The following is a 25120-nucleotide window of genomic DNA, read 5'->3' on the forward strand; positions in this document are numbered from 1 at the left end:
GCCCGGACCGTGCCCGCCGCCTCCCCCCGCCCCCGGCCGCCCCCGGATCACCGCCCCGCCCCGCGGCCCCTCCCCGGTCACCGCCCCGGCGGCAGCCCTCCGACCTCGGCCGGGACCCCTTCGGGCCGCCCCCCGCTATCCCACACGTCATGTCGCCGTAACCATTGATTCAGCCGGGCTTGCGACGCTCGGCCAATGACACCCGTCGTGCCAGAGCCTTCGCCGCCCTCCGAGGGGCCCGCCGCGGGGAGCGGAACCGTGCGGCTCCCGCCCGCGCGTTCCGACGCGCCCGTGTCAGCCGCCGCGGGGAAGAATGGGTTCATGAGCCAGCAAGACGCCCAGGCCGAGGCCCAGCACACGCCGCAGCCCCCCGTGGGCTCCATCACCGCGCACCGGCAGCGCGCCGTGTCCCCCGCCGTCTCCGGTCTGGCACCCGACCTCGACGCGGACCCCGACGCGTACGAGGAGGCCCCGGCCGACGGCGCCCCCCTGCCCCAGGGCCGCTTCCTCGACCGCGAGCGCAGCTGGCTCGCCTTCAACGAGCGGGTCCTGGAGCTGGCCGAGGACCCGGACACCCCCCTGCTGGAGCGCGCGAACTTCCTCGCCATCTTCGCCAGCAACCTGGACGAGTTCTTCATGGTCCGGGTGGCCGGCCTCAAGCGCCGCATCGCCACCGGCGTCGCCACCCGCTCCGCCTCCGGCCTCCAGCCGCGCGAGGTGCTGGAGATGATCTGGGCCCGCTCCCGCGAGCTGATGGCCCGGCACGCCGCGTGCTACCACGAGGACGTCGCCCCCGCGCTCGCCGAGGAGGGCATCCACCTGGTCCGCTGGACGGAACTGACCGAGAAGGAACAGGCGCGCCTGTTCACCCTGTTCCGGCACCAGATCTTCCCCGTCCTCACGCCGCTGGCCGTCGACCCCGCGCACCCCTTCCCGTACATCTCCGGCCTCTCGCTGAACCTGGCCGTCGTCGTGCGCAACCCGGTCAGCGGCCACAGGCACTTCGCCCGGGTGAAGGTGCCCCCGCTGCTCTCCCGCTTCCTGGAGGCCTCCCCGGGCCGCTACGTCCCCATCGAGGACGTCATCGCCGCCCCCAACCACCTCGAAGAGCTGTTCCCGGGCATGGAGATCCTGGAGCACCACGCCTTCCGGATCACCCGCAACGAGGACCTGGAGGTCGAGGAGGACGACACCGAGAACCTGCTCCAGGCCCTGGAGAAGGAACTCATGCGGCGCCGCTTCGGCCCGCCGGTGCGCCTGGAGGTCGAGGAGTCCATCGACCGCGAGGTGCTGGACCTGCTGGTGCGCGAGCTGAAGATCTCCGAGGCCGAGGTGTACCCGCTGCCCGGCCCGCTCGACCTCACCGGCCTGTTCCGCATCCACTCGCTGGACCGGCCGGAGCTGAAGTACCGGAAGTTCGTCGCCGGGACCCACCGCGACCTCGCCGAGGTCGAGTCGGCGTCCCCGCCCGACGTCTTCGCCGCCCTGCGCGCCCGGGACGTGCTCCTGCACCACCCCTACGACAGCTTCTCCACCTCGGTGCAGGCCTTCCTGGAGCAGGCCGCCGCCGACCCGGACGTCCTCGCGATCAAGCAGACCCTGTACCGGACCTCCGGCGACTCCCCCATCGTGGACGCGTTGATAGACGCCGCCGAGTCCGGCAAGCAGGTCCTCGTCCTGGTCGAGATCAAGGCCCGCTTCGACGAGCACGCCAACATCAAGTGGGCGCGCAAGCTGGAGGAGGCCGGCTGTCACGTCGTCTACGGCCTGGTCGGGCTGAAGACCCACTGCAAGCTGTCCCTGGTGGTCCGCCAGGAGGGCGAGACCCTGCGCCGCTACAGCCACGTCGGCACCGGCAACTACCACCCGAAGACGGCCCGCCTGTACGAGGACCTCGGCCTGCTCACCGCCGACCCGCAGGTCGGCGCGGACCTCTCCGACCTGTTCAACCGGCTCTCCGGCTACTCCCGCCGGGAGACCTACCGCCGCCTGCTGGTGGCGCCCAAGTCGCTGCGCGACGGCCTGGTCTCCCGCATCCACAAGGAGATCCAGCACCACCGCGCGGGCCGGCCGGCGTTCGTCCGGATCAAGGTCAACTCGATCGTGGACGAGGCGCTCATCGACGCCCTGTACCGCGCGTCCCAGGCGGGCGTGCCGGTGGACGTGTGGGTGCGCGGCATCTGCGCGATACGCCCCGGCGTCACCGGCCTGTCGGAGAACATCCGGGTCCGCTCCATCCTCGGCCGCTTCCTGGAACACTCCCGGGTGTTCGCCTTCGGCAACGGCGGCGAGCCCGAGGTGTGGATCGGCAGCGCCGACATGATGCACCGCAACCTCGACCGCCGGATAGAGGCCCTGGTCCGGGTCGTCGACCCCGGTCACCGCGCAGCCCTCAACCGGCTGCTGGACACCGGCATGTCGGACACCACCGCCTCCTGGCACCTCGGCCCGGACGGCGAGTGGACGCGGCACGCGACCGACGGGGACGGCGGGCCCCTGCGCAACGTCCAGGAGATGCTCATAGACGCCCGGAGGCGCCGGCGTGGCACAGCGACACCTTGACCAGACGGACCCCACGGCCGAGGAGGCGACGGGGGACGCCCTCGCGGGCTACCTGCGCGCCCAGGCCACGGAGTTCCTCCGCGCCCTGCGCCTGCACCGGGAGACCGGCGGCAACGGCGGGAGCGCTCCCGTGCGCGCGGGCACGGGCGTGGCGGGCGACGGCGCGGAGGAGTCCGTGGACGCGGCGCGCGCCCTGCGCCGCTCGGCCCGCCGCATCAGCGGCAGCCTGCACACCTTCCGCCCGCTCCTCGACCCCGACTGGTCCGAGGAGATCCGGCCCGAACTGGCCTGGCTGTCCGGCACGCTGGGCCTGGAGCACGCCTACCAGGCCCGGCTGGAGCGGCTGTTGCTGGCGCTGCACCGGCTGTCCGGGGTGACGGCGCTGGCCGTGCCGGCGGTCGACGCCCTGGCGGTGGGCGGCCGGTCCCTCACCGGGAAGGCGGCGCACCCCGGCGGTCCGGCGTACGCCACGGCACCGGCGGAGCGCGGCACCCTCACCGTCGGCGCGGCCAAGGCGGGTGCCCTGCTCGAACGCCAGCTCACCCTGGCCCGGACCCGGGCCCACTCCACGGCGCTCCAGGCCCTCGGCTCCGCCCGCTTCCACGCGGTGGCCGACAAGGTCGCCGTCCTGGCCAGCGAGGTGCCCCTCACCCCGGCCGCGCCCGGCACCGGGCTGGGCGCGCTGGCCGCCGCCGCCGAGGAACGCCTCACGGACGCCGTCGCCGCGCTCCCCCTGGTCACCGCCGGTCACCCCTACAACGCGGAGGCCCTGGTCCACGGCCTGTCCCCGGAGCCGTCCCCGCACCCCCAGGACGGCCCCTGGCACCAGGTCCGGCTGCTGCTGCGGCTGTACCGGTACGCCCGCGAGGTGCTGCACGGCGGCACCGCCCCGCTGGACGTACGGCTGCTGACGGCCGGGCAGGCGCTGAACCGGCACCGGGACGCCTCGGAGGCGGCAGCGGCGGCGGCGCAGGCGGCCCGTACGCCCCGGATCACCCCGGCCACCGCCTACGCCCTCGGTGTGCTCCACGCCGACCAGCGGCACGAGGTGGAGGCGGCCCGGTTCGCGTTCCAGCAGGCGTGGCAGAAGCAGGCCGTCCACGCGCCCTGAACCGGAGGAGACGACGTGACCGACACCGTGGTCCAGGCGGCCGGCTGCGTCCTGTGGCGCCGCTCACCGCTCACCGGCGCCCTGGAGATCTGCCTGGTGCACCGGCCCAAGTACGACGACTGGTCCCACCCCAAGGGCAAGCTGAAGCGGGGCGAGGACCCGCTCGCCGGGGCGCTGCGCGAGGTCGCGGAGGAGACCGGGTACACCGCCGAGCCCGGCGCGGAGCTGGCGGCCGTCTGCTACGCGGCCGACGGCCGCCTCAAGCGGGTGCGGTACTGGAGCGCCGAGGCGGTTTCCGGCCACTTCACCCCGAACCCCGAGGTGGACCGCGTCCTCTGGCTCGCCCCGTCCGCCGCCCGGGCCCGCCTGACCCAGCCCCGCGACCGGGAGCTGGTGGACGCCCTGGACCGGCCCACCGGGCCCGGGGACCGACGGGCCTGAGCCCGCTGCCTGCCGGCGCCCCGTCCCGCCCCCTGGGGCCGGGGCCGTTCAGCCGGACGGCGCGTGGGTCTCCGCGTCCGTGCGGGCCTGGCTGCGGGCGCGGCGGGCCGGGCCGCGCCAGCCGCAGGTGCAGCGGGCCACGCAGAAGCGGCCCTGTTCGGTCGTCGAGGTGCGGTGTTCCCGCCCGTCCTGCTGCGCCGGGGTGAGTGCCACGCCGACCACGGTACCGAGCGTGCCCGGCGGCGCGTGACGGTGTTCCCCGGCCGTCGTTATCCGGACGACGGAGGCCCGTGACGGACGCACCGGCTAGGGGGTAGGCAGGCGATGGATCGGCGGCAGCACAGGCGGGCGGGCGGCGCGCTCGCCGCGCTGGGCATCCTCCTCGGGGCCGGCGGCTGTTCGGGCAGCGGGGCCGCCGCCGAGGACGTCAAGGGCGCGGCCGACCCCGTGGGCGTGCTGCACCGGGCCGCCGAGGCGCTGCGGGACGCGGGCACCTCCAAGGCCGGCACCGCCATGGAGATGGCCACCGGCGGCACCCGGGTCACCATCCGCGGCCGGGGTGTCTACGACTACCGCCGCCGCCTGGGCCGGCTCACCGTGATGCTCCCCGCCGGCCCCACCGGCGCCTCCGGGCACCGGCCCATCACCGAACTCCTCACCCCGGGCGCGCTGTACATGAAGAACCGGGGCGCGGGCGTGCCCGCCGACAAGTGGGTGCGGGTGGACACCGCCACGCTGTCCGACGGCAACCTGGTGACCGGCGGCGCCACCGACCCGTACGCGGCGGCCGAGCTGCTGCGCGGCACCCGCGAGGCGGCCTTCGTGGACCGCACCGAGGTGGCCGGGACGGCCGTACGCCACTACCGGGGCACCGCCGACCTGGCCGGCGCCGCCCGCTACGCCTCGGCCGGGAACCGGGCGGCGCTGGCCGCGGCGGCGAAAGGGTTCGCCACGGCCCGCGTGCCGTTCGACGCCTACCTGGACGACCAGGGCCGCGTCCGCAAGCTCCGGCAGCGCTTCAGCTTCGTCAACGGACACACCGAGGCCACCGTCGCCGTCGCCTCCACGCTGCTGCTGTACGGCTTCGGCGTGCCCGTGGACATCCGGCTGCCGGCCCCCGCGGACATCTACACGGGCAAGGTCGCCGGGGACGAGCCCGGGAAGAGCGGATGATTCCGGCCAGTCACTAGTCCCAGACGGCCCTTTTGTAAGTAGCCCGTCCGTGCCATGCGCGGCGTGCGGACCGCTGCCTACCCTAGGAAGCGGTGACGGCAGGGAAGAGGTGAGGCGGGTGGCTCCGGTCGGCGGCACGGCGGTTCAGGACCACGTGGCCCTCGCCGAGATCGAACTCTGCGGAGAGCTGATCATCGCGGCCTCGGCCGCCGAGGACCGGCTCAGCCTGGAGCGCATCGACGCGGTCCTGCGCGTCGCCGAGGAACGCGACCGCGGCTGAGCGCGGCCCGCGCCGCCGCACCGCTCAGGTGCGCAGCAGGCGGCCGATCGCCTTCGTCGCCTCGTCCACCTTCGCGTCGATCTCGTCGCCGCCCTTGAGCGCCGCGTCCGCCACGCAGTGCCGCAGGTGTTCCTCCAGCAGCTGGAGCGCGAAGGACTGCAGGGCCTTGGTGGAGGCGGAGACCTGGGTGAGTATGTCGATGCAGTAGGTGTCCTCGTCCACCATCCGCTGCAATCCGCGGATCTGCCCCTCAATGCGGCGCAGCCGCTTGAGGTGCTCGTCCTTCTGCTTGTGGTAGCCGTGCGTGGCGCCGGCCTCGGTCGTCGTCGTCATCGCGGGCCTCCGTCTCGGGACGAGCTGCGGACAAAAGGGACAGATACCCCTAGTGGGTATATGGTAACGAACTTTGCGGGGTAAGGGGGCCTTCGTACGCCCCCGTGCTCATCACAGTGCCCGATGGGCGACACTGGGATGCGGCCCGTTAGCCGTGGCCGGATGATGCGCCTAGCATCAGCCTGACCGAAACCGAAGCACCCCGAGGACCCCACGTGCGCTTTCGTCTGACCCCCAGGGAGACGAGCTTCTACGACATGTTCGCCGCGTCCGCGGACAACATCGTCACGGGCTCCAAACTCCTGATGGAACTGCTCGGGGCGGACTCCTCCGCCCGGGCCGAGATCGCAGAGCGTATGCGGGCCGCGGAACACGCAGGTGACGACGCCACGCACGCGATCTTCCACCAGCTGAACTCCTCGTTCATCACGCCGTTCGACCGGGAGGACATCTACGCCCTCGCCGGTTCCCTGGACGACATCATGGACTTCATGGAGGAAGCCGTCGACCTGGTCGTCCTCTACAACGTCGAGGAACTGCCCAAGGGCGTCGAGCAGCAGATCGAGGTCCTGGCCCGCGCGGCGGAGCTGACGGCCGAGGCCATGCCGAACCTGCGCACCATGGCCAACCTCACCGAGTACTGGATCGAGGTCAACCGGCTGGAGAACCAGGCCGACCAGATCCACCGCAAGCTGCTCGCCCACCTCTTCAACGGCAAGTACGACGCCATCGAGGTGCTGAAGCTCAAGCAGATCGTGGACGTCCTGGAAGAGGCGGCGGACGCTTTCGAGCACGTGGCGAACACGGTGGAGACCATCGCCGTCAAGGAGTCCTGAGGCGTCGATGGACACCTTCGCCCTGATCGTGACCGTCGCGGTCGCGCTCTTCTTCACGTACACGAACGGCTTCCACGACTCCGCGAACGCCATCGCCACCTCGGTGTCGACGCGCGCGCTGACCCCGCGGGCGGCCCTCGCCATGGCGGCCGTGATGAACCTGGCCGGCGCCTTCCTCGGCTCCGGCGTCGCCAAGACGGTCAGCGAGGGCCTGATCGAGACACCACAGGGCTCGACGGGGATGGGCATCCTCTTCGCGGCCCTGGTCGGCGCGATCGTCTGGAACCTCGTCACCTGGTACTTCGGCCTGCCGTCGTCCTCCTCGCACGCCCTGTTCGGCGGCATGGTGGGGGCGGCCCTGGCGGGCGGCACGGACGTGCTCTGGAGCGGGGTGCTGGAGAAGGTCGTCATCCCGATGTTCGTCTCCCCGTTCGTCGGCCTGATCGTCGGCTACCTGGTCATGACGGCGATCATGTGGCTGTTCCGGCGGTCCAACCCGCACAAGGCCAAGCGCGGCTTCCGCATCGCCCAGACCGTCTCGGCCGCCGGCATGGCCCTCGGCCACGGTCTCCAGGACGCCCAGAAGACGATGGGTGTCGTGGTGCTGGCCCTGGTCATCTCCGGCCACGAGACGTTCGGCGACCCGATCCCGGTCTGGGTGAAGATCGTCTGCGCGGTGATGCTGTCCCTGGGCACGTACGCCGGCGGCTGGCGCATCATGCGCACGCTCGGCCGCAAGATCATCGAGCTGGACCCGCCGCAGGGGTTCGCGGCGGAGGCCACCGGCGCCTCGATCATGTTCACGACCGCGTTCATCTTCAAGGCGCCGATCTCCACCACCCATGTCATCACCTCGGCGATCATGGGCGTGGGCGCGACGAAGCGGGTCAACGCGGTCCGCTGGGGCGTGGCCAAGAACATCGTCCTCGGCTGGTTCATCACGATGCCGGCCGCCGCCCTGGTCGCGGCCCTGGCCTTCGGCATCGTGAAGCTGGTGGCCCTGTAGGACCGCGAGACGGCCACACGCGACGGGCCCGCCCCCGGGAGCCAGGGGCGGGCCCTTCTGCGTCCTCGCGGTGGCACCGCCATGCAGCACCGCGAGGGGTCCGATCACCGCCCCGGCCGGGCCGGGGCGGGGTGCCGGTCAGCCGAAGCGGCCGGAGATGTAGTCCTCCGTGGCCTGGACCGACGGGTTGGAGAAGATCCGCTCGGTGTCGTCGATCTCGACGAGCCGGCCCGGCTGGCCCACGGCGGAGAGGTTGAAGAACGCCGTGCGGTCCGAGACCCGCGCCGCCTGCTGCATGTTGTGGGTCACGATGACGATCGTGAACCGGTCCTTCAGCTCGCCGATCAGGTCCTCGATGGCGAGCGTGGAGATCGGGTCCAGCGCCGAGCACGGCTCGTCCATGAGCAGCACCTTCGGCTCGACCGCGATCGCCCGCGCGATGCACAGCCGCTGCTGCTGGCCGCCGGAGAGCCCGGAGCCCGGCTTGTTCAGGCGGTCCTTGACCTCGTTCCAGAGGTTCGCGCCCTTGAGCGACCGCTCGACGACGTCGTTCAGCTCGCTCTTCTTGTAGGTGCCGTTCAACCGCAGGCCCGCCGCCACGTTGTCGAAGATCGACATCGTGGGGAACGGGTTCGGGCGCTGGAAGACCATGCCCACCTCGCGGCGCACCGACACCGGGTCGACCCCGGTGCCGTACAGGTCCTCGTCGTCGAGCATCACCTTGCCCTCGACGCGGCCGCCGGGGGTCACCTCGTGCATCCGGTTCAGGGTGCGCAGGAACGTCGACTTGCCGCAGCCGGACGGGCCGATGAACGCCGTCACCGAACGCGGCTCGACCGTCATCGAGATGTCCTCGATCGCCTTGTGGGAGCCGTAGTAGGCGGTGAGCCCGCTCACGTCGATTCGCTTGGCCATGTCTGCTTCACTTCCAGGGATTGGGCTCGGTCGCTGTGTGGCCGCGTCAGCGACCGGTCTGGGGCGCCTTCCAGCGGGCGATGCCGCGGGACAGCAGGTTGAGGATCATCACGAAGGCGATCAGCGTGAGGGATGCCGCCCAGGCGCGGTCGAACGCCGCGTCGTTGCCCGCCGCGTACTGCTGGTAGATGTACAGCGGCAGCGACGCCTGCGCCCCGTCGAAGGGGTTGGTGTTGATGAAGGGGTTGCCGAACACCAGCAGCAGCACCGGCGCGGTCTCGCCCGCGATCCGGGCGATGGCGAGCATGATGCCGGTGGTGATCCCGCCGATGGACGTCGGCAGGACGACCTTCAGGATGGTCCGCCACTTGGGCACGCCGAGGGCCAGGGACGCCTCGCGCAGCTCGTTCGGGACGAGCTTGAGCATCTCCTCGGTGGAGCGGACGACGACCGGCATCATCAGGATGGCCAGGGCCAGCGAACCGGCGAAGCCGAACGGGTCCAGCTCCAGGATGAGCATCAGGCTGAGGATGAACAGGCCCGCGACGATCGACGGGATGCCCGTCATGACGTCGACGAAGAACGTGACCGCCTGCGCGAGCCGGCCGCGCCCGTACTCCACCAGGTAGACGGCGGTGAGCACGCCGATCGGGGCGCCGATGAGGGTGGCGAGGCCGACCTGCTCCAGGCTGCCGATGATGGCGTGGTAGATGCCGCCGCCGGGCTCGGAGTCGGCGACGACCCCCATGGAATGGGTGAGGAAGTGGACGTCGAGCACCTTCACGCCGCGCGAGACGGTCGTCCACACCAGGGAGACCAGCGGGACGACGGCGAGCAGGAAGGCGACCCAGACCAGCGCGGTGGCGACCCGGTCCTTGGCCTGCCGGCGGCCCTCCACACGGGCGGCGATGCCGTAGGTGCCGAGGACGAACAGGATCGCGGCGATCAGACCCCACTGGATCTTGCTGTCGAGGCCGGCGCCCAGGCCGATGCCCACCGCGACGGCGACGGACCCGGCGGCGATGGCCCAGGGGGACCACCGGGGCAGGCTGGCGCCGCGCAGCGAGCCGGGGCGCTTGTCGGTGACGGCTGCGGTGCTCATGCGTTGGCCCCCGAGTACTCCTTGCGGCGGGCGATGATCGCGCGGGCCGCGCCGTTGACCAGCAGCGTGATGACGAAGAGGACCAGACCGGAGGCGATCAGCGCGTCCCGGCCCTGCTCGGTGGCCTCGCCGAACTTGCTGGCGATGTTCTGGGCGAAGGTGCCGCCGCCGGGGTTCAGCAGGCTGGCGTGGATGTCGTAGTCCGGGGAGAGCACGGTGGCCACGGCCATCGTCTCGCCGAGGGCGCGGCCGAGGCCGAGCATGGACGCGGAGATCACACCGGAGCGGCCGAAGGGCAGCACCGACATCCGCACGACCTCCCAGCGGGTGGCGCCGAGGGCCAGGGCGGCCTCCTCGTGCATCCGCGGGACCTGCCGGAACACCTCGCGGCTGACGTTGGTGATGATCGGCAGGATCATGATCGCCAGCAGGATGCCGACGGCGAGCATGGTGCGCGGGGCGCCGTCCTCCCAGGCGAAGATCCCGGTCCAGCCGAGGTAGGTGTCCAGCCAGCCGTACAGGCCGCGCAGGTGCGGGACGAGGACGAGGGCGCCCCACAGGCCGTAGACGATGGACGGCACGGCGGCGAGCAGGTCGATCACGTAGGCGATCGGGCCGCTCAGCCGGCGCGGGGAGTAGTGGGTGAGGAACAGCGCGATCGCGACGGCGACCGGGACCGCGATGACCATCGCGATCACCGAGGAGACGATCGTGCCGAAGACCAGCACCGCGATGCCGAAGACCGGCGGGTTGAGGTTGGTGTTCCACTCGAAGGTGGTCAGGAAGTTCCCGTGGTCCTTGCTGATCGCGAGGGAGGCGCGGTAGGTGAGGAAGACCGCGATCGCGGCCATGATCACCAGCAGCAGGATGCCGGAGCCGCGCGACAGGCCCAGGAAGATCCGGTCGCCGGGGCGGGTGGCCCCGCGGGCCGCGCGCTTGCGTTCGGCGAGCGGGGGCCGGGAGGCGGAGGGAGGAGCGTCGGTTGTCGTCGATATGTCCATCGGGTTCTCCGGTCTGCTAAGCCGCGCTCCCGTGGCGCGGCTCATGGCGGCGGTGCACCGGACGGCGGCCCGGCCCGTCGGGGCGCGGGCCGCACTCACGGATCAGGTCAGCTCAGGCCCTCGATGGTGGTGCGGACCTTGGCGATGATCTCGGCGGGGATGGGGGCGTAGTCGTTCTGCGCCAGCACCTTCTGGCCGTCCTCGCTGGCGATGTAGCGCAGGAACGCCTTGGTGGCGGGCAGGGAGTCGGCCTTGTTGCCCTTGTCGCAGACGATCTCGTAGGTGACCAGGGTGATCGGGTAGGCGCCCTCGGCCTTGGTCTTGTAGTCGAGCTGGAGCGCCAGGTCCTTGCCGGTGCCGATGACCTTGGCCGCGGCGATGTCCGCGGTGGCGGACTCGGTGGACGGCTTCACCGGGGCCTTGGCGCCGGTGTCGATGGCGACGGTGTCGATGCCCTTGGCGTAGGACAGCTCGAAGTAGCCGATCGCGCCGGAGTTCTGCTTGACGCCCTGGGCCACACCGGCGGAGCCGGAGGCGGCCTGGCCGCCCTGCGCCTGCCACGCCTTGCCACCGGAGTACTTCCAGTTGTCGGGCGTGGTGGCGAGCAGGTACTTGGTGAAGTTGTCCGTGGTGCCGGAGTCCTCGGAGCGGTGGAAGGCCTGGATCTTCAGGTCGGGAAGCTTCGCGTCGGGGTTCAGCTTCTTGATCGCCTCGTCGTTCCAGTTCTTGATCTTGCCGTCGAAGATCTTGGCGATCGTCGGGGCGTCCAGGACGAGGTTGTCCACGCCGGGGACGTTGTAGCCGAGGGCGATCGGGCCGCCGACCATCGGCAGGTCGATGCCCTGGCCGCCGTCGCAGACCTTCTTGGAGGCGGCGACCTCTTCGGGCTTCAGCGCGGAGTCGGAACCGGCGAACGCGATCTGGCCCTGGGTGAAGGAGGTGACACCGGCACCGGAACCGGCGCCCTTGTAGTTGATCTGCACGTTGCAGGCCGGGGAGAACGCCTTGGTCCAGGCGTCGATCGCGTTCTTCTGCGCCGAGGAGCCGTCCGCGAGCAGCTGGCCCTTGGCGTCGTCGCACTTGATGGAGCCGGCGCTCGCGGCGCTGGACGAACCGCCCGAGGCCTTGCCCCCGTCGCCGTTGTCGTCGGAGCCGCACGCCGTCAGGGCCAGGGCGCTGGAGACGGCGACAGCACCGAGAGAGAGGGCGCGCAGCCGGTTCTTGCGCTGAAGCTTCACTTTCGGGAGTTCCTTCCAGGAGCCGCCGCGATCGGCGGCGCGCGAAGTGAGAGATGCGGGGGTGCGAACGCGTCGTTGACCGCACTCCGCACCGTGTACGGCCGAAATTAGGCAGAACAGGTGAAGCCGCCGATGGCCAGAAATGAACGGAGAGTGAACCCCTGCCGTCGGCCCGGTTAGGTCACGGAATGCTCACGGGGAGGGCACACGGAGGTCCCGGCGCCCGTCCCGCACGAACGCCCGTGCGGGGTTCGTCACCCGTCCGGCGGAACCCCGCGGCGCGGGCCGTCGTCTCGTTCCACGACGGCCGAGGAAAGGGCTACGGACATGGAACGGCGTACGTTCATCTCGGGCGGCACGGCCGCCCTGGCGACGACCGCGCTGGCCGCGTGCGGGGCGGGCGGGGGCCCCTCGGCCCCCGCGAAGTCGCTCGCGGGCCCGGCCTCCGTCACCGCCCTGCGGACCACCGCCTCGGCCCGGGCCGGCGCCCCGGCCAGGGCCGCCGCGAACTGGACGGCCCTCGCCCGGGACCTGGACGGCACCCTGGTGCGGCCCGGCGACGCCTCCTGGAAGACCGCCCACCAGCTCTACAACACCCGCTTCGACGGCCTGAAGCCGGCCGCCGTCGCCTACGTCGCGCACACCGCCGACATCCGCACCACCCTCGCCTACGCCCACGCGCACGGCGTCAAGGTCGCCATCCGCAACGGCGGCCACTCCTACGCCGGCTACTCCTCCGGCGACCAGCGGCTGATCGTCGACGTGTCCCGGCTGAACCGCGTACGGGCAGCCGGGGGCCAGGCCGTCGTCGGCGCCGGCGCCAAGCTGATCGACGTCTACCGCGCGCTCGCCGCGAAGGGCGTGACCATACCCGCCGGCTCCTGCCCCAGCGTCGGCGTCTCCGGCCTGGTCCTCGGCGGCGGCCACGGCGTCGCCTCCCGCGCCTACGGCCTGACCTGCGACAGCCTCACCCAGGCCACCCTGATCACCGCCGACGGCACCGAGGTCACCGCCGACGCCCGCCGGCACGCCGACCTGTTCTGGGCGCTGCGCGGCGCGGGCAACGGCAACTTCGGCGTCGTCACCGAGCTGCACTTCAGGACCCACGCCGCGCCCCAGGCCGTCACCGCCCACCTGACCTGGCCCTGGGCCAAGGCCGCCAAGGTCCTCGCGGCCTGGCAGGAGTGGGGCCCCTCCCAGCCCGACGAGATCTGGTCCTCCCTGCACCTGGCCTGCTCGCCGGGCCGGACCCCGACCGTCTCCGTCTCCTGCTTCTCCCTCGGCACCTACCGCGAACTGCAGAACGCCGTGGACCGCCTCGCCCACCTGGCCGGCGCGAGCGCCCGCTCGGTCTCCCTGCGCCGCCGCGGCTACGAGGAGGCCATGGAGGTCTACGCCGGCTGCTCCTCCTTCGCCACCGACGCCCAGTGCCACCTGCCGGGCCCCACCCCGGGCCGCTCCCCGCAGGGCAGGCTCGGCCGGGAGACGTACGCGGCCCGCTCCGACTTCTTCGACCGCCCGCTGTCCGCGGCCGGCGTCCGGACCGTGCTGAAGCAGATCGCCGCCGTGCGCGGCGGGGGCGGCAGCATCGCGTTCACGGCGCTCGGCGGCGCGGTCAACCGGGTCTCGCCGACCGCGACCGCGTTCGTCCACCGCCGCTCCCGGATGCTGGCCCAGTACATCGCCTCCTGGGGCGCGGGCGCCTCCGGCGCCACGGCGCAGTCCTGGCTGACGTCGGCGCACCAGGCGATGGCGCCGTACGCCTCCGGCGCGGCCTACCAGAACTACACGGACCCCACGCTGAAGAACTGGAAGAAGGCGTACTACGGGGACGCGGCGGCGCGGCTGGGCAAGGTGAAGGAGCAGTACGACCCCCAGCGGTTCTTCTCGTACGCGCAGGGGCTGTAGGGAAGGTCGCGCACCGGCCCCCGGTCACCGGGGGCCGGCCGCTGCCCGGCTACGCGGCCAGGTCCCGTTCCTCGGACTCCGCCGTCCGGCGCGCGCCGGGCAGCACCGGCACGTCCGGGGCCGTCCGCCGCCGGATGAGCCGGCCCGCCCGCGGCGAGCGCTCCACGGCCCGCATCAGCGGGGTGAGCAGCGCCATGGCCGGCGGGGACAGCAGCAGCACGACGGCCGTGCCCAGCGCGAAGCCGCCCACGACGTCGGTCGGGTAGTGCACGCCCATGTAGACCCGGCAGAAGCCCTCCAGCAGGGCCAGGCCGATGCCGACGAGGCCGAAGCGGCGGTTGGCGACGAACAGGCCCACGCCGAGCGCCATGGTCAGCGTCGCGTGGTCGCTGACGAAGGAGAAGTCGTCCTTGCCGGAGACCAGGACCTCCAGGCCCTGGTGGTCCCGGAAGGGGCGGGGGCGTTCCACGAAGCCCCGTATCGGGACGTTCACGAGGACCGCGAGGCCGGCCGCGAGCGGCGCCCACACCAGCGCGGCCACCGACGGCGCCGCGTCCTCGCCGCCCCGGCGGCGCACCGACCACCAGCACCACAGGACCAGCAGCACCATGGCGAGCAGCAGTCCGTACTCGCCGACGAACTCCATGACCCGGTCGAACCAGTGCGGCGCGTCCTTGGCCAGGCCGTTGATGTCGTACAGCAGGTCGACGTCGGGGTTCGATCCGGATTCGGCGAGTACAGCCATGGTGCTGCGGCCCCTTCGTCGTTCGTCCGGACGCACCGGGTGTGCGTCGCTCCAGCCCCCCGTGGTTCGTAGATCCGCTTCCGCTGCACTGCCGCACTGACGTCCGCTCGGCTACGTCAACAGGAACGCACGGCCACCATGAATACGTTCCACTCTCCACTGAATGATCACGCAGACGTTATCGAAGAGAGACTCGTCACCGCAGTTCAGGGGGCAGCTTTACACACGGTTCATACGTTTGTGGGAAGTGCTTTCGCGCCATCCTCGGTGACCCGGGTGGCACCGAAGTAATCCGGGGTGTCGATCGGGTCGAAACGGATCACCGCACCGGTGCGCGGGGCGTCGATCATGTACCCGCCGCCGACGTAGATCCCCACGTGCCGGATGGCCCGCGAGTCGGTGAGGTCGTCGGAGAAGAACACCAGGTCGCCGGGGAGCAGCTGGTCCCGCGAGGGGTGCGGGCCCGCGTTGTACTGGTCGTTGGCCACCCGGGGCAGCCTGATCCCGACCTTCTCGTAGGAGGCCTTGGTCAGGCCCGAGCAGTCGAAGCGCCCGCCCTGCGCCGCGGTGCCCTCGCCGCCCCACAGGTACGGCGTACCGAGCCGGCTCTGCGCGAAGGCGATGGCACCCGCGGCCTGGTGGGAGGGGTCGAGCCGGCTGACCGGCGCGGCGAAGCTCTTCTCCAGGCTGCGGATCCGCTGGACGTAGTTCCGCGTCTCGCTGATGGCCGGCACCCCGCCCGCCCGGATCACCCGGTACGCGCCCGCGTTGTAGGCGGCGAGCATGTTGTCGGAGACGTCGCCGGGCACGTCCTTGACGTACTTCGCCAGTTCGCAGTCGTACGAGGCCGCCGACGGAATGGCGTCGTCCGGGTCCCAGATGTCCCGCTTGCCGTCACCGTTGCCGTCGATGCCGTGCGTGGCCCAGGTGCTGGGGATGAACTGCGCGATGCCGCGCGCGTCGGCCGGGCTCACCACCGTCGGATTCCAGCCACTTTCCTGGTAGAGCTGCGCGGCGAGCAGCGCGGGCGTGAGCGCGGGGCACAGATTACCCCACTTCTGCACCAGCGCCTTGTAAGCGGCCGGCACGGCCCCCTTCGCCAGCCCCCGGCCCCCCGTGGTCACTCCGTTGACCAGGTTCCCGGCCACGATGTACACCCCGACGACCAGCAGCATCACGAAGCTCACGCCGAGCGCGACGGCCGCCCCACCGATCACCCATGACTTCCGCACGGTTCAACTTTCCCCCATACGAGGCCGTTCCAAGACCCCCTTCGCGTGAAGTGGCGTCATTTCACGGTGCGCGCCGCGTGGATGACGCCGTAATTGTCGCCGTGCGCGGCGATTGCGGCGGCTTGAGCGCACCCACGGACACAGGGCCGCCCACGAAGACCACGCGCGCGCATCGCCCCTGAGCGCGGCTCAGGAGGTTCCGGCCGCCCGCGCGTACAGCTCGGCCGCCGCCCGCCCCAGCACCACGCTGTACGAGGTGTCGGCCGTGCTGCCGCCCTCCTCGTGGCCGCCGAGGACGCCGACGATCTGGTGGTCGCCGTTGACCCAGGGGCTGCCGCTGGTGCCGCCGGTGAGGCCGGGGCAGTGGATACGCTGCTGGGTACGGCCGTACGGGACCGGCTTGTTCGCGCAGACGACGGGCACCTCGCGGGAGGCCGGGTAGCCGGTGACGGTGACCCCGGTCGCGCCGGTGGCCGCCCCGGTCGTGAACCGGTCGGCCCCGGTCACGTCCTCCAGCCGCTCGCCGTCCCGTTCGGCGACGGTCGCGAAGGCGATGTCGCCGTCCTCGTCCCGGTCCCGGGTCCACGCCCCGGGCAGGTACCGCCGCGTCACCGTCCACACCCCGTACGGCGCCCGCCCGTCGCGGTAGCCCGGCACGAACACCAGGCCGTCGCCGTCGCCGTCCAGGCAGTGCGCGGCGGTGACGATCAGGTCGCCGTGCGGGCTGTGCGCCACCGACGCGGTGCAGAAGTGACCACCGGCCGGCCGGCCCGCCCCGTCCGCGGCGAACAGCGCGCCCACCCGCGCGCTCCGCGGGGTCGCCACGGCGTCCGCGGTGACCCCGAACGGCCCCCACCCGTCGTCGGCGGCGGCCACGGAGGCCGAGGTCAGCGCGAGCAGCACCACCGTGCCGAGCAGCGCGGGCCGCGAGGTGACCGGGCCGCGTGAGATGCGCTTCATCAAGCCCCACTCTGACCGTCAAAGGTGAGCAACGGGGCCCGGCTTCCCTGAATTTTCCCTGTGAATCAGCGGGCGGCGCCGTGAGACCATCGACGCGGCCTCCCACCCGACCGGGCGTCAGAAACCGCGCAGGTCGTAAAGGGGGTCAACGACAGAACCACGGGACAGGTTCCGGTCTGACCTCATTGCCCGGGGTGACCTGCCGTGATACACAGAGTGACGGTAGCTGCCACACATACGAAACCCGTCAGTGAATGACGCCAAGTCGACATACGTTGGCGACGTTGTCGGCGACAATGAGGCCTGACCTCTGCGCCCGCAGGGGCTCGCGGAACTACCCACCAGGGGCGGTGACTTACATGCTCTTTGCGGCCGACAAGGGAGACATCAACACCATCATCGGCGGGATCGCTCCGGACTGGGGCCCCTTCGGCAGCCTGGGCAACGAAGCCAAGGTGATGATCGAGGTGGTCATGGCCGTCGCCATCCTGCTCTGCCTCGGCATCGCGGTATGGGGCGCTGCCAAGCAGCGCATCGGCGCCACGGCCCTGCGGGACACCTTCAGCGCGGAGCAGGGCAAGGGCCTGATCATCGCCGGCCTCACCGGGGTCTTCATCATCGGCTCCCTCGGCACCCTGTTCACCATCGTGTACGGCATGGCGGTGTAGCCCCACCCGTACCGGGCACGCCCGGCCACGGCTGTCCCCTCCACCCCACCCGTCCGTCGTGCCCACCGGCTGAGGTTGCGTTTCCCTGATGTCGAGTCACCACACCCCGCCCGCGCGGGAACCAGCACGGCTACCGTCGTATGTCCACGAGGTGGAGGGGGCGTTCGCGGCATGAGTCCCGGAGACGAACAGGGTTACCGCGACTACCAGGGCTACGGCGACCACCCGGAGCCGGGCCAGACCCGGACCCGCCTCCCCGACCCCGACCCCTACGGCGGCGCCCCCCGCCGCCCCCAGCGCTCCTCCTCCAGGAGCCTGATCACGGTGGTCGGCGTCGTCATCCTCCTCATCGCCGCCATCGCCTTCGCGAACCGGGGGGGTGGGGGGGGTGAGGAGGAGGCGACCACGAAGGCCGACCGGCCCGAGTCCGCCGCCACAGCCCCCACCGGAACCAAGCCGGTCACCTCACCCCCCGGCACCATCCCCTCCGGCTTCGCCCACACCCCCCAGGGCGCCGAAAGCGCGGCGGCGAACTATGCGGTCGCGCTGGGATCGGCCGACATGTTCACCAAGTCCCGCCGGGACGCCGTGCTGCAGGCCGTCATGATCCCGTCCGGAGTGGCCGGTTCCGAGGCGGCGTTCGACAAGGCGTACACCCCCGCCTTCGCCAGGACCCTCGGCCTGAACGACGACGGCACCGCCCCGAAGGGCTACACCTTCGTCTCACGCACGAGCCCTATCGGTACGAAGGTCACCGAGGCCGCCGGCGACGCGGCCACGATCGAGGTGTGGTGCAGCGGCCTGCTGGGTCTCGCGGGCGAGAATTCCACGAACCCGGTCACCAACAGCTGGTTCACCATCACGATGAAGCTCCAATGGGCCGCGGGCGACTGGAAGATCGTCACGCATTCCCAGAAGGAGGGCCCGGCGCCCGTCCCCGGCGACGACAGGGCCTCCAGCTCCGATGAGATGTCGAAGGCCGTCGATGAGTACGGAGGGTTCACCTATGCCCGCTAACCGCCGCGTACTCACGCTGGCCGGCGTGATCGCGAGCGTCCAGACGGCCGCGATCCTCACGGCCACGCGCGCCTTCGCCGCTCCGACTCCGACCCCGACGGCCCCGTCCTCGCCGACCTCGCCGTCCCCGACTCCGACGGCCACGAAGAGCTCCGACGTCTGCGACCTGATCCACGGCGCCGCCCGGGACCGGTGCGAGAAGGACCACGGCTCCTCCGGCGGCTCCTCCACCCCGGGCAATCCCCTCACCGATACCCTCGACCCCCTCTCCTCGCTGGCCAAAGGCTGTGCCGACGCCGCCTCCTGGACCGTCGACAAGCTCAGCAAGGCCGTGAAGGAGACGGCTGGTGTCGACTTCACGAATCAGGCGTTCCTGAAGCAGTACGCCGTCGTCTTCGCCGCCTCCACCATCCTCACGCTCCTGCTGTGGCTCCTCGCCGTGGCCAAGCGAGCGGTCCGCGGCGTACCGCTGACCACCGCCATCTCGGAAGCCGTCGGCTTCCTCTGGCTCACCGTGCTGGCCTCCGCCTTCACCCCGCTGATCCTGTACACCGTCGTCTCGGCCACGGACAGCGTCACCGACGTCCTCGCCAAGGCCACCGGCGACCAGGCCGACACGTTCTTCGGCACCTTCTCCGGCGCCCTGAAGAAGGGCAACGACATCGGCGGCGGCCCCATCATGCTGATCGTCGTCTCCCTGGTCAGCATCCTCGCCGCCGGCGTCCTCTGGCTGGAGCTGGTCATCCGCGCCGCCCTCCTCTACGTCGGCGCCCTCCTCGGCACCGTCGTCTACGCGGGCCTCGTGGACAAGAACCTGTGGGGCCACGTCCGCCGCTGGGCCGGCATCATGATCGCCGTCATCCTCGTCAAACCCGTCATCGTGATCGTCCTCGGCCTGGCCGGCGCCCTGTCCGGCGACAACGGCCCCGACGCCTTCTCCGCCGTCGTCTCCGGCCTCGCCATCATCCTGCTCGCCATCTTCGCCAGCGCGATGATCTACCGCTTCGTCCCCGGCTTCGGCGACGAGATCGCCAGCGGCCGCAACAACCGCATCATGCAGGGCGCGGAGGGCAAGGCGGCCGCCGTCATCAGCTCCCCCGCCACCCTCGTCGCCCAGGGCATCAAGACCCACAGCACCCGCGCCGACAGCAACGCGGCGGCCGGCCAGTCGAGCAGCACCCCCCGCCAGGCCAACCCCGCCTCCGGCGGCGTCGCCGCCCACAGCGGCCGCACCCCGGGCGGAAGCGGCGGCGGAACCGTCCCCTCCGCCGCGCCCGCGCCCCGCGCGCCCAGCCCGGTCAACACCCCGCACGCCGGCAACACCCGCAACAACCGCTCAGGAGGTGAAGGGCGTTGACGACCGAGTCCCACCTGTCCCATCCGGTCACGCCCCGCCGTACGTATCTCATCGGCCGCGCCCGGCCGAACGCGATCATCGGCCGGAACCGCGAGACCGGCGAGATCGCCCTGATCATCGCCGGCGCGTTCCTCGGCATGATGTGCGGCCTCCTCGTCCCCGTCCTGCCCCTGCGGATCGCCCTGCTGACGGGCTTCCCGCTGCTCGCGCTCGCCGCGGTCTACGTCCCGTACAAGCACCGCACCTTCTACAAGTGGTTCGAGATCAACCGCTCGTTCAAGCGGACCGTCAAGCGCGGCGCCGTCTACCGGTCCACCGCCATGGAGGCCGGCACCCGGATCGACGGGCGCGAGATCGAGGTCGGCCCGCCGCCCGGCATCGGCCGCATCACCTGGCTCGCCGCCCCCTTCGGCCCCGACGAGATCGCCGTACTGCTGCACGCCGACCGCAAGACGGTCACCGCGGCCATCGAGATCGAGGGCCCCGGCGTCGGCCTGCGCGACTCCGAGGACCAGGAGGCCCTGGTCGACCGCTTCGGCACCCTGCTCAAGCACGTCGCCAACGGCGACGGCTTCGTCACCCGGCTGCAGATGCTGGCCCGCACCCTGCCCGCCGACCCGGACGCGCACGCCAAGGACGTCGCCGTACGCGGCGACGACCGCGCCCCCCACTGGCTCCAGAGCTCCTACGACCAGCTCCAGTCCATGGTCTCCACCAGCAGCGAGCAGCACCGCGCCTACCTCGTCGCCTGCATGCACTACAGCCGGGAACTGGCCGCCGAGGCGCACGCCATGGCCCGCGCCGCCCGCACCCGCGGCAACCGGGTCGACCGGGACGCCGGGCTCGCCGTCGTCATGGCCCGCGAGCTGACCGACATCTGCTCCCGGCTCCAGGAGGCCGACATCCGGGTGCGGCAGCCGCTCGGCCAGGGCCGGCTGGCCTCCCTGATCCACTCCATGTACGACCCCGACCACCCCATCGACCACATCCAGGCCATGACCCAGCGCAACGCCTGGCCGGCCGAGTTGGACGCCGTGGAGCCCACCTACCTCCAGGCCAAGACCCGCGAGTCCAGCACCCGCGCCCCCTGGTGCCACGCCACCGCCTGGGTGAAGGAGTGGCCGCTGACCCCCGTCGGCGTCAACTTCCTCGCCCCGCTCCTCGTCCACACCCCGGACGTCATCCGCACGGTCGCCGTGACCATGGACCTGGAACCCACCGAGGTCGCCATCGAGCGGATGCTGACCGAGAAGACGAACGACGTGGCCGAGGCGTCCCGCGCCGCCAAGATGAACCGGACCGTCGACCCCCGGGACGTCGCCGCGCACAACCGGCTCGACCAGCGCGGCGAGGACCTCGCCAGCGGCGCCGCGGGCGTCAACCTCGTCGGCTACATCACCGTCTCCGCCCGCTCCCCGGAAGCCCTCAACCGCGACAAGCGCACGATAAGGGCCTCCGCCGGCAAGTCGTACCTCAAGCTGGAGTGGTGCGACCGGGAGCACCACCGCGCCTTCGTGAACACACTCCCGTTCGCCACCGGCATCCGAAGGTAGGGGCTGATTCTCCGATGCGGGATCCGCTGTCCGTCCTCACCGAGGCCTTCACCTCCTTCCTGTTCGGGAAGGTGGAGACGACCCGGCCGCCGGTGCGCACCTCCACGGGCCAGGCCCAGGCGGTCTACCTGCCCACGGCCGCGCCCGGCCTCGGCGACTCCGGCGTCATCATCGGCCGCGAGGTGTACTCCGGGAAGGGCTACATCTACGACCCCTTCCAGCTGTACGGCCAGCAGCTGCCGGCCCCGCACTGGCTGGTCCTCGGCGAGTCCGGCAACGGCAAGTCGGCGCTGGAGAAGACGTACGTCCTGCGCCAGCTCCGCTTCAAGGACCGCCAGGTCGTCGTCCTGGACGCGCAGGGCGAGGACGGCGTCGGCGAGTGGAACCTGATCGCCGAGGAGCTGGGGATAACCCCCATCCGGCTCGACCCGACGGCCGCCCTCAACCACGGCATCCGGCTCAACCCGCTGGATCCGTCGATCACCACGACCGGCCAGCTCGCCCTGTTGCGGACCATCATCGAGGTCGCCATGGGCCACGGCCTGGACGAGCGCGCCGGCTTCGCCCTGAAGGTCGCGCACTCCTACGTCAACGAGACGATCGTCGACCGCCAGCCGGTCCTCACCGACATCGTGGAGCAGCTGCGCCACCCCGAGCCGGAGTCGGCGGAGGCGATGAACGTCGCCATAGACGACGTACGGGCCTGGGGCCTGGACGTCGCCCTGGTCCTGGACCGGCTGGTCGACGGTGACCTGAGGGGCATGTTCGACGGCCCCACCACGGTCGGCATCGACCTCGACGCGCCCCTGATCGTGTTCGACCTGTCCCACATCGACCGCAACTCCATCGCCATGCCGATCCTCATGGCGATCGTCGGCGTGTGGCTGGAGCACACCTGGATCCGACCCGACCGGAAGAAGCGCATCTTCCTGGTCGAGGAGGCCTGGCACATCATCAACAGCCCGTTCGTGGCCCAGCTGTTCCAGCGGCTGCTGAAGTTCGGCCGCCGGCTCGGCCTGTCCTTCGTCGCGGTCGTCCACCACCTGTCCGACGTGGTCGACGGCGCGGCGGCCAAGGAGGCCGCGGCCATCCTGAAGATGGCCTCGACCAGGACGATCTACGCCCAGAAAGCGGACGAGGCACGGGCCACCGGCCGGGTCCTCGGCCTGCCCCGGTGGGCCGTGGAGATCATCCCCACGCTCACCCCGGGTATCGCGGTCTGGGACGTCAACGGCAATGTCCAGGTGGTCAAGCACCTGGTCACGGAGACGGAACGGCCGCTGGTCTTCACCGACCGCGCGATGACCGAGTCCTCCAGCGACCTGGCGGCCGACGACGCCCTGCGCGCCGCCGAGCTGGAGGCCGAGCAGCGGGCGGCGGCCTTCGTGGAACAGCACCTCGGCGACTCCGAGTCGACGGTGGCCTAGAGGGAGTGCAGCGTGAGACCGGACGATCGCCGTGACCCCCGCCGGGACCGCCAGGGCGGCATCCCCGACGGACTGCTGATCGGCGTCCTCGCGTTCCTCATCGGGATGACCGTCCTGGTGTGGGCGGCCACCGGCCTCGCGGCCCGGTTCGCCCAGGGCGCCTGGCCGGACGGCGTCACCTTCACCCGCACCCCACTGGCCATGCGCCACCTCGTCGGCCGGCCGCACGACCTGCCGGGCGCCTGGCCGGACACCCCGCCGGACCAGCTCTCCGGGTGGGGCCTGTTCTGGGGCCTGTTCCTCGGCCAGCTGATGATCCTCTTCGTGCTCACCCTGTTCACGGTCGGCGCGGTGGCCCGCTGGCGCGCGGGCCGGTCACGACGCGCCACGGCGGCCGGTGCCGCCCTCGCCGCCCCGCCGCCGGCTCCGGTGCCCGCCGAGCCCCGGTACGGGGCACGGGAGCGGCACCAGGACGTTCCGGAGCCCCGCCACGAGGTCACGGTGCCGCGCGCCGAGCCACTGCCCGTGCCGGTCGCCGGGCCACTGCCCGCGACGCCGGCCGGGGAGACGGCCGTGGCGGCGCCTCCGGCCGGTCCCCCGGCCGGCGGGGCCGGCGAAGGCCGGGAGACGGTCTTCATCGCGCCCCGGGAGGACCGGCAGCCGGCCGCGGCCCGGGCCGTACGCGATGCCGAGGGACCGGTCCTGCTCGTCACCTCCAACCCGGTCCTGTGGGCGGAGACGAAGGACACCCGGGCCAAGCTGGGCCCCACCCTGCTCTACGACCCCACGCACCGGTGCGACACCCCCGCCCGCCTGCACTGGCCGCCCACGGCGGGCTGCGAGGACAGGCAGACGGCCCTGCACCGGGCATCGGCACTGCTCGCGCCCGTACGGCCCACCGCGCGGGCCGACCAGGCGGTGGCCGACACGGCGACCACCCTGCTGCGCAGCTATCTGCACGCCGCCGCCCTGGAGAACCGCACCATCCGGCACGTGCACCGCTGGGCGCAGGGCACCCAGGTCCAGGACGCGGTCCGCACCCTGCGCACCCACCCGAAGGCCGCGCCCGGCGCCGCCGGCGAGCTGGAGGCGGCGCTCACCGCGCACCCGGAACGTCGGGACATCGCCCAGGAGTTGACCAGCCGGGCCCTGTCGGCGCTGTTCACGGTGAACATCCGGGAGGCGTGCACCCCCAACCGAAGCGATGCCCTCGCGCTGGATTCCTTCGTCCACGAAGGGGGCACGCTGTATGTGGTCGGTGAATCCATCGAGGACCCGCGGAGCGATCCGGGCGCGATGCCGCTCCTGACGGCCCTCGTCTCCAGCGTGGTCGAGCGCGGCCGGCGCATGGCCGAACGGTCATCCTCCGGTCGGCTCGACCCACCACTCACCCTGGTCCTGGACGACATCGCGGCCGTGGCCCCGCTGCCCGAGCTGCCGGACCTGCTCGCCACCGGCGCCGGCCAGGGCCTGCCGACGCTCGCCCTGCTCCGTTCCCGGGAACAGGCCCGCACCCGCTGGCCGCACCGGGAGCTGCCCGTCTAGGCCGGCCGCTCCAGGACGTACTCCAGCTCGTTCGTGGTCTCGTCCTTGGAGAAGGCCACGACGACGCCGCTGGGCGCGAACCCGATCCTCCGGTAGACCGTCCGAGCGCGGGTGTTGTCCTCGTGGACGAACAGCCGGACCCTCTCGGCCTTCTGCTGCCACGCCCAGTCCAGGCCGGCCGCGAACAGCGCCTCGATCAGTCCGTGGCCCCGGTGCTCCGGCCGTACGAAGACGCCGGCCGCGTGTCCCTGCCGCCGCTCGACCGGGTTCCCGGCCCAGTCCTCGGTGCCGGGCTCCTCCAGGAGCACGGTGAGCGATCCGGCCCAGGTGCCGTCGGCGGCCTCTGCCACGAACTGCTGGGCCGTCGTGGAGCCCGCACCGGATCGGACGGCCCGGTCCTGCCAGAAGGAGTCCGGCTTGCTCGCGGCGTCCTCGTACGTCTCCAGAAAGGCGAGGTGCGCGACCGGATCCCGCAGCGCGTCCAGCCGCAGCTGTCTCACCCGCTCCCAATCGTCGGGACGGATGGCGCGTATGACGTAGTCGTTGCCGCTCACGAAGGACATGATCCCAAGATATCCGCACCACGCCCATAACGCAGAAAACCCCCGCACCAGAAAGGTGCGGGGGTTTCCCCAAAAATTGTTCGGCGGTGTCCTACTCTCCCACAGGGTCCCCCCTGCAGTACCATCGGCGCTGTGAGGCTTAGCTTC

At 71.8% G+C, this 25120-nt stretch carries 24 protein-coding genes and 1 rRNA gene; 14 read left to right on the forward strand and 11 right to left on the reverse strand.

Annotation, left to right across the window (positions count from 1 at the left end; translation table 11 throughout):
• The first annotated feature begins 195 nt into the window (after positions 1–195).
• Genes ACZ63H_RS25745 through ACZ63H_RS25755 form a run of 3 tightly spaced genes read left to right on the forward strand, consistent with a single transcriptional unit; the run spans position 196 to position 4114 of the window.
• The gene (locus tag ACZ63H_RS25745; protein ID WP_469868814.1) at positions 196–2562 is read left to right on the forward strand and encodes an RNA degradosome polyphosphate kinase; all 2367 of its coding nucleotides are present in this window, start codon (positions 196–198) and stop codon (positions 2560–2562) included.
• Positions 2543–3673, forward strand: coding sequence for a CHAD domain-containing protein (locus ACZ63H_RS25750; protein ID WP_469868816.1), 1131 nt, complete (start codon positions 2543–2545; stop codon positions 3671–3673). Before ACZ63H_RS25745 ends, ACZ63H_RS25750 begins: the two co-directional genes overlap by 20 nt.
• Before the next feature lie 15 nt (positions 3674–3688).
• Positions 3689–4114, forward strand: a complete 426-nt coding sequence (locus ACZ63H_RS25755; RefSeq protein ID WP_469868818.1) for an NUDIX hydrolase — start codon at positions 3689–3691, stop codon at positions 4112–4114.
• 48 nt (positions 4115–4162) lie between these two features.
• Here the strand turns inward: ACZ63H_RS25755 and ACZ63H_RS25760 are convergent, their stop codons facing one another.
• Positions 4163–4327 carry a hypothetical protein gene (locus tag ACZ63H_RS25760; RefSeq protein WP_469868857.1) on the reverse strand — a complete coding sequence of 55 codons (165 nt, stop codon included), beginning with the start codon at positions 4325–4327 and terminating at the stop codon, positions 4163–4165.
• A gap of 111 nt (positions 4328–4438) precedes the next feature.
• On the opposite strand from ACZ63H_RS25760, the gene ACZ63H_RS25765 reads away from it, so the two are divergent.
• Both ACZ63H_RS25765 and ACZ63H_RS25770 read left to right on the forward strand, forming a co-directional pair.
• On the forward strand, positions 4439–5287 hold the full coding sequence (locus ACZ63H_RS25765) for an SCO4651 family lipoprotein (protein ID WP_469868820.1): 849 nt from the start codon (positions 4439–4441) through the stop codon (positions 5285–5287).
• Between the two features lie 118 nt (positions 5288–5405).
• Positions 5406–5567 carry a hypothetical protein gene (locus ACZ63H_RS25770; RefSeq protein WP_467935194.1) on the forward strand — a complete coding sequence of 54 codons (162 nt, stop codon included), beginning with the start codon at positions 5406–5408 and terminating at the stop codon, positions 5565–5567.
• Between the two features lie 24 nt (positions 5568–5591).
• Here ACZ63H_RS25770 and ACZ63H_RS25775 read toward each other — a convergent pair whose 3' ends face one another.
• On the reverse strand, positions 5592–5900 hold the full coding sequence (locus ACZ63H_RS25775; protein ID WP_181795224.1) for a metal-sensitive transcriptional regulator: 309 nt from the start codon (positions 5898–5900) through the stop codon (positions 5592–5594).
• Positions 5901–6115: 215 nt separating this feature from the next.
• Here ACZ63H_RS25775 and ACZ63H_RS25780 point away from each other — a divergent pair, with 215 nt between their 5' ends.
• Entirely contained in the window at positions 6116–6736 is a 621-nt protein-coding gene (locus ACZ63H_RS25780) for a DUF47 domain-containing protein (RefSeq protein WP_189986670.1), read from the forward strand.
• A gap of 7 nt (positions 6737–6743) precedes the next feature.
• Complete coding sequence (locus ACZ63H_RS25785) at positions 6744–7742, forward strand: inorganic phosphate transporter (RefSeq protein ID WP_469868823.1); 999 nt, start codon at positions 6744–6746, stop codon at positions 7740–7742.
• A 138-nt stretch (positions 7743–7880) separates the two neighbouring features.
• Here ACZ63H_RS25785 and pstB read toward each other — a convergent pair whose 3' ends face one another.
• The 4 genes from pstB to pstS all read right to left on the reverse strand — a co-directional run bounded on the left by pstB (position 7881) and on the right by pstS (position 11998).
• On the reverse strand, positions 7881–8657 hold the full coding sequence (gene pstB, locus ACZ63H_RS25790) for a phosphate ABC transporter ATP-binding protein PstB (RefSeq protein WP_467935164.1): 777 nt from the start codon (positions 8655–8657) through the stop codon (positions 7881–7883).
• A 46-nt stretch (positions 8658–8703) separates the two neighbouring features.
• Complete coding sequence (pstA, locus tag ACZ63H_RS25795) at positions 8704–9759, reverse strand: phosphate ABC transporter permease PstA (RefSeq protein WP_469868825.1); 1056 nt, start codon at positions 9757–9759, stop codon at positions 8704–8706.
• Positions 9756–10760: a phosphate ABC transporter permease subunit PstC gene (pstC, locus tag ACZ63H_RS25800; protein WP_469868827.1), complete on the reverse strand. Its 1005-nt coding sequence runs from the start codon at positions 10758–10760 to the stop codon at positions 9756–9758. The genes pstA and pstC overlap by 4 nt, the downstream gene beginning before the upstream one ends.
• A gap of 107 nt (positions 10761–10867) precedes the next feature.
• On the reverse strand, positions 10868–11998 hold the full coding sequence (gene pstS / locus ACZ63H_RS25805; protein WP_469868829.1) for a phosphate ABC transporter substrate-binding protein PstS: 1131 nt from the start codon (positions 11996–11998) through the stop codon (positions 10868–10870).
• 327 nt (positions 11999–12325) lie between these two features.
• Between pstS and ACZ63H_RS25810 the strand changes: the two genes are divergently transcribed.
• On the forward strand, positions 12326–13906 hold the full coding sequence (locus ACZ63H_RS25810) for an FAD-binding oxidoreductase (RefSeq protein ID WP_469868831.1): 1581 nt from the start codon (positions 12326–12328) through the stop codon (positions 13904–13906).
• A 49-nt stretch (positions 13907–13955) separates the two neighbouring features.
• Here ACZ63H_RS25810 and ACZ63H_RS25815 read toward each other — a convergent pair whose 3' ends face one another.
• From ACZ63H_RS25815 to ACZ63H_RS25825, 3 genes are all read right to left on the reverse strand, one after another.
• Positions 13956–14651 (reverse strand): phosphatase PAP2 family protein, encoded by a 696-nt coding sequence (locus ACZ63H_RS25815; RefSeq protein ID WP_469868833.1) that lies wholly within the window; start codon positions 14649–14651, stop codon positions 13956–13958.
• Positions 14652–14881: 230 nt separating this feature from the next.
• Positions 14882–15826 carry a C40 family peptidase gene (locus ACZ63H_RS25820; protein ID WP_469868855.1) on the reverse strand — a complete coding sequence of 315 codons (945 nt, stop codon included), beginning with the start codon at positions 15824–15826 and terminating at the stop codon, positions 14882–14884.
• A 246-nt stretch (positions 15827–16072) separates the two neighbouring features.
• Positions 16073–16843, reverse strand: a complete 771-nt coding sequence (locus ACZ63H_RS25825) for a trypsin-like serine peptidase (protein ID WP_469868835.1) — start codon at positions 16841–16843, stop codon at positions 16073–16075.
• 359 nt (positions 16844–17202) lie between these two features.
• Between ACZ63H_RS25825 and ACZ63H_RS25830 the strand changes: the two genes are divergently transcribed.
• From ACZ63H_RS25830 to ACZ63H_RS25855, 6 genes are all read left to right on the forward strand, one after another.
• Positions 17203–17511, forward strand: a complete 309-nt coding sequence (locus ACZ63H_RS25830; protein WP_014673544.1) for a hypothetical protein — start codon at positions 17203–17205, stop codon at positions 17509–17511.
• A 171-nt stretch (positions 17512–17682) separates the two neighbouring features.
• Complete coding sequence (locus ACZ63H_RS25835; protein WP_469868837.1) at positions 17683–18528, forward strand: DUF8175 domain-containg protein; 846 nt, start codon at positions 17683–17685, stop codon at positions 18526–18528.
• Entirely contained in the window at positions 18518–19885 is a 1368-nt protein-coding gene (locus ACZ63H_RS25840; RefSeq protein ID WP_469868839.1) for a hypothetical protein, read from the forward strand. The genes ACZ63H_RS25835 and ACZ63H_RS25840 overlap by 11 nt, the downstream gene beginning before the upstream one ends.
• The gene (locus ACZ63H_RS25845) at positions 19882–21438 is read left to right on the forward strand and encodes an SCO6880 family protein (protein WP_469868841.1); all 1557 of its coding nucleotides are present in this window, start codon (positions 19882–19884) and stop codon (positions 21436–21438) included. Before ACZ63H_RS25840 ends, ACZ63H_RS25845 begins: the two co-directional genes overlap by 4 nt.
• 14 nt (positions 21439–21452) lie before the next feature.
• Positions 21453–22865: an ATP-binding protein gene (locus ACZ63H_RS25850; RefSeq protein ID WP_469868843.1), complete on the forward strand. Its 1413-nt coding sequence runs from the start codon at positions 21453–21455 to the stop codon at positions 22863–22865.
• A gap of 12 nt (positions 22866–22877) precedes the next feature.
• Positions 22878–24410: a type IV secretory system conjugative DNA transfer family protein gene (locus ACZ63H_RS25855; protein WP_469868845.1), complete on the forward strand. Its 1533-nt coding sequence runs from the start codon at positions 22878–22880 to the stop codon at positions 24408–24410.
• Here ACZ63H_RS25855 and ACZ63H_RS25860 read toward each other — a convergent pair.
• Together ACZ63H_RS25860 and rrf are read right to left on the reverse strand one after the other, a co-directional pair.
• Positions 24407–24973, reverse strand: a complete 567-nt coding sequence (locus tag ACZ63H_RS25860; RefSeq protein ID WP_469868847.1) for a GNAT family N-acetyltransferase — start codon at positions 24971–24973, stop codon at positions 24407–24409. The two genes, ACZ63H_RS25855 and ACZ63H_RS25860, sit on opposite strands and share 4 nt — an antisense overlap.
• A gap of 78 nt (positions 24974–25051) precedes the next feature.
• Positions 25052–25120 (reverse strand): 5S ribosomal RNA (gene rrf, locus ACZ63H_RS25865); the annotation flags it as partial.

It is taken from the genome of Streptomyces sp. NPDC104831, assembly GCF_055583025.1.

What these genes read in the sequence shown, in the direction of transcription:
- ACZ63H_RS25745 (WP_469868814.1), top strand. Translation starts at nt 196, where the DNA reads ATGACACCCGTCGTGCCAGAGCCTTCGCCGCCCTCCGAGGGGCCCGCC.
- ACZ63H_RS25765 (WP_469868820.1), top strand. Translation starts at nt 4,439, where the DNA reads ATGGATCGGCGGCAGCACAGGCGGGCGGGCGGCGCGCTCGCCGCGCTG.
- ACZ63H_RS25775 (WP_181795224.1), bottom strand. Translation starts at nt 5,900, where the DNA reads ATGACGACGACGACCGAGGCCGGCGCCACGCACGGCTACCACAAGCAG.
- ACZ63H_RS25785 (WP_469868823.1), top strand. Translation starts at nt 6,744, where the DNA reads ATGGACACCTTCGCCCTGATCGTGACCGTCGCGGTCGCGCTCTTCTTC.
- pstB (WP_467935164.1), bottom strand. Translation starts at nt 8,657, where the DNA reads ATGGCCAAGCGAATCGACGTGAGCGGGCTCACCGCCTACTACGGCTCC.
- pstA (WP_469868825.1), bottom strand. Translation starts at nt 9,759, where the DNA reads ATGAGCACCGCAGCCGTCACCGACAAGCGCCCCGGCTCGCTGCGCGGC.
- pstC (WP_469868827.1), bottom strand. Translation starts at nt 10,760, where the DNA reads ATGGACATATCGACGACAACCGACGCTCCTCCCTCCGCCTCCCGGCCC.
- ACZ63H_RS25810 (WP_469868831.1), top strand. Translation starts at nt 12,326, where the DNA reads ATGGAACGGCGTACGTTCATCTCGGGCGGCACGGCCGCCCTGGCGACG.
- ACZ63H_RS25815 (WP_469868833.1), bottom strand. Translation starts at nt 14,651, where the DNA reads ATGGCTGTACTCGCCGAATCCGGATCGAACCCCGACGTCGACCTGCTG.
- ACZ63H_RS25820 (WP_469868855.1), bottom strand. Translation starts at nt 15,826, where the DNA reads ATGCTGCTGGTCGTCGGGGTGTACATCGTGGCCGGGAACCTGGTCAAC.
- ACZ63H_RS25825 (WP_469868835.1), bottom strand. Translation starts at nt 16,843, where the DNA reads ATGAAGCGCATCTCACGCGGCCCGGTCACCTCGCGGCCCGCGCTGCTC.
- ACZ63H_RS25830 (WP_014673544.1), top strand. Translation starts at nt 17,203, where the DNA reads ATGCTCTTTGCGGCCGACAAGGGAGACATCAACACCATCATCGGCGGG.
- ACZ63H_RS25835 (WP_469868837.1), top strand. Translation starts at nt 17,683, where the DNA reads ATGAGTCCCGGAGACGAACAGGGTTACCGCGACTACCAGGGCTACGGC.
- ACZ63H_RS25840 (WP_469868839.1), top strand. Translation starts at nt 18,518, where the DNA reads ATGCCCGCTAACCGCCGCGTACTCACGCTGGCCGGCGTGATCGCGAGC.
- ACZ63H_RS25850 (WP_469868843.1), top strand. Translation starts at nt 21,453, where the DNA reads ATGCGGGATCCGCTGTCCGTCCTCACCGAGGCCTTCACCTCCTTCCTG.
- ACZ63H_RS25860 (WP_469868847.1), bottom strand. Translation starts at nt 24,973, where the DNA reads ATGTCCTTCGTGAGCGGCAACGACTACGTCATACGCGCCATCCGTCCC.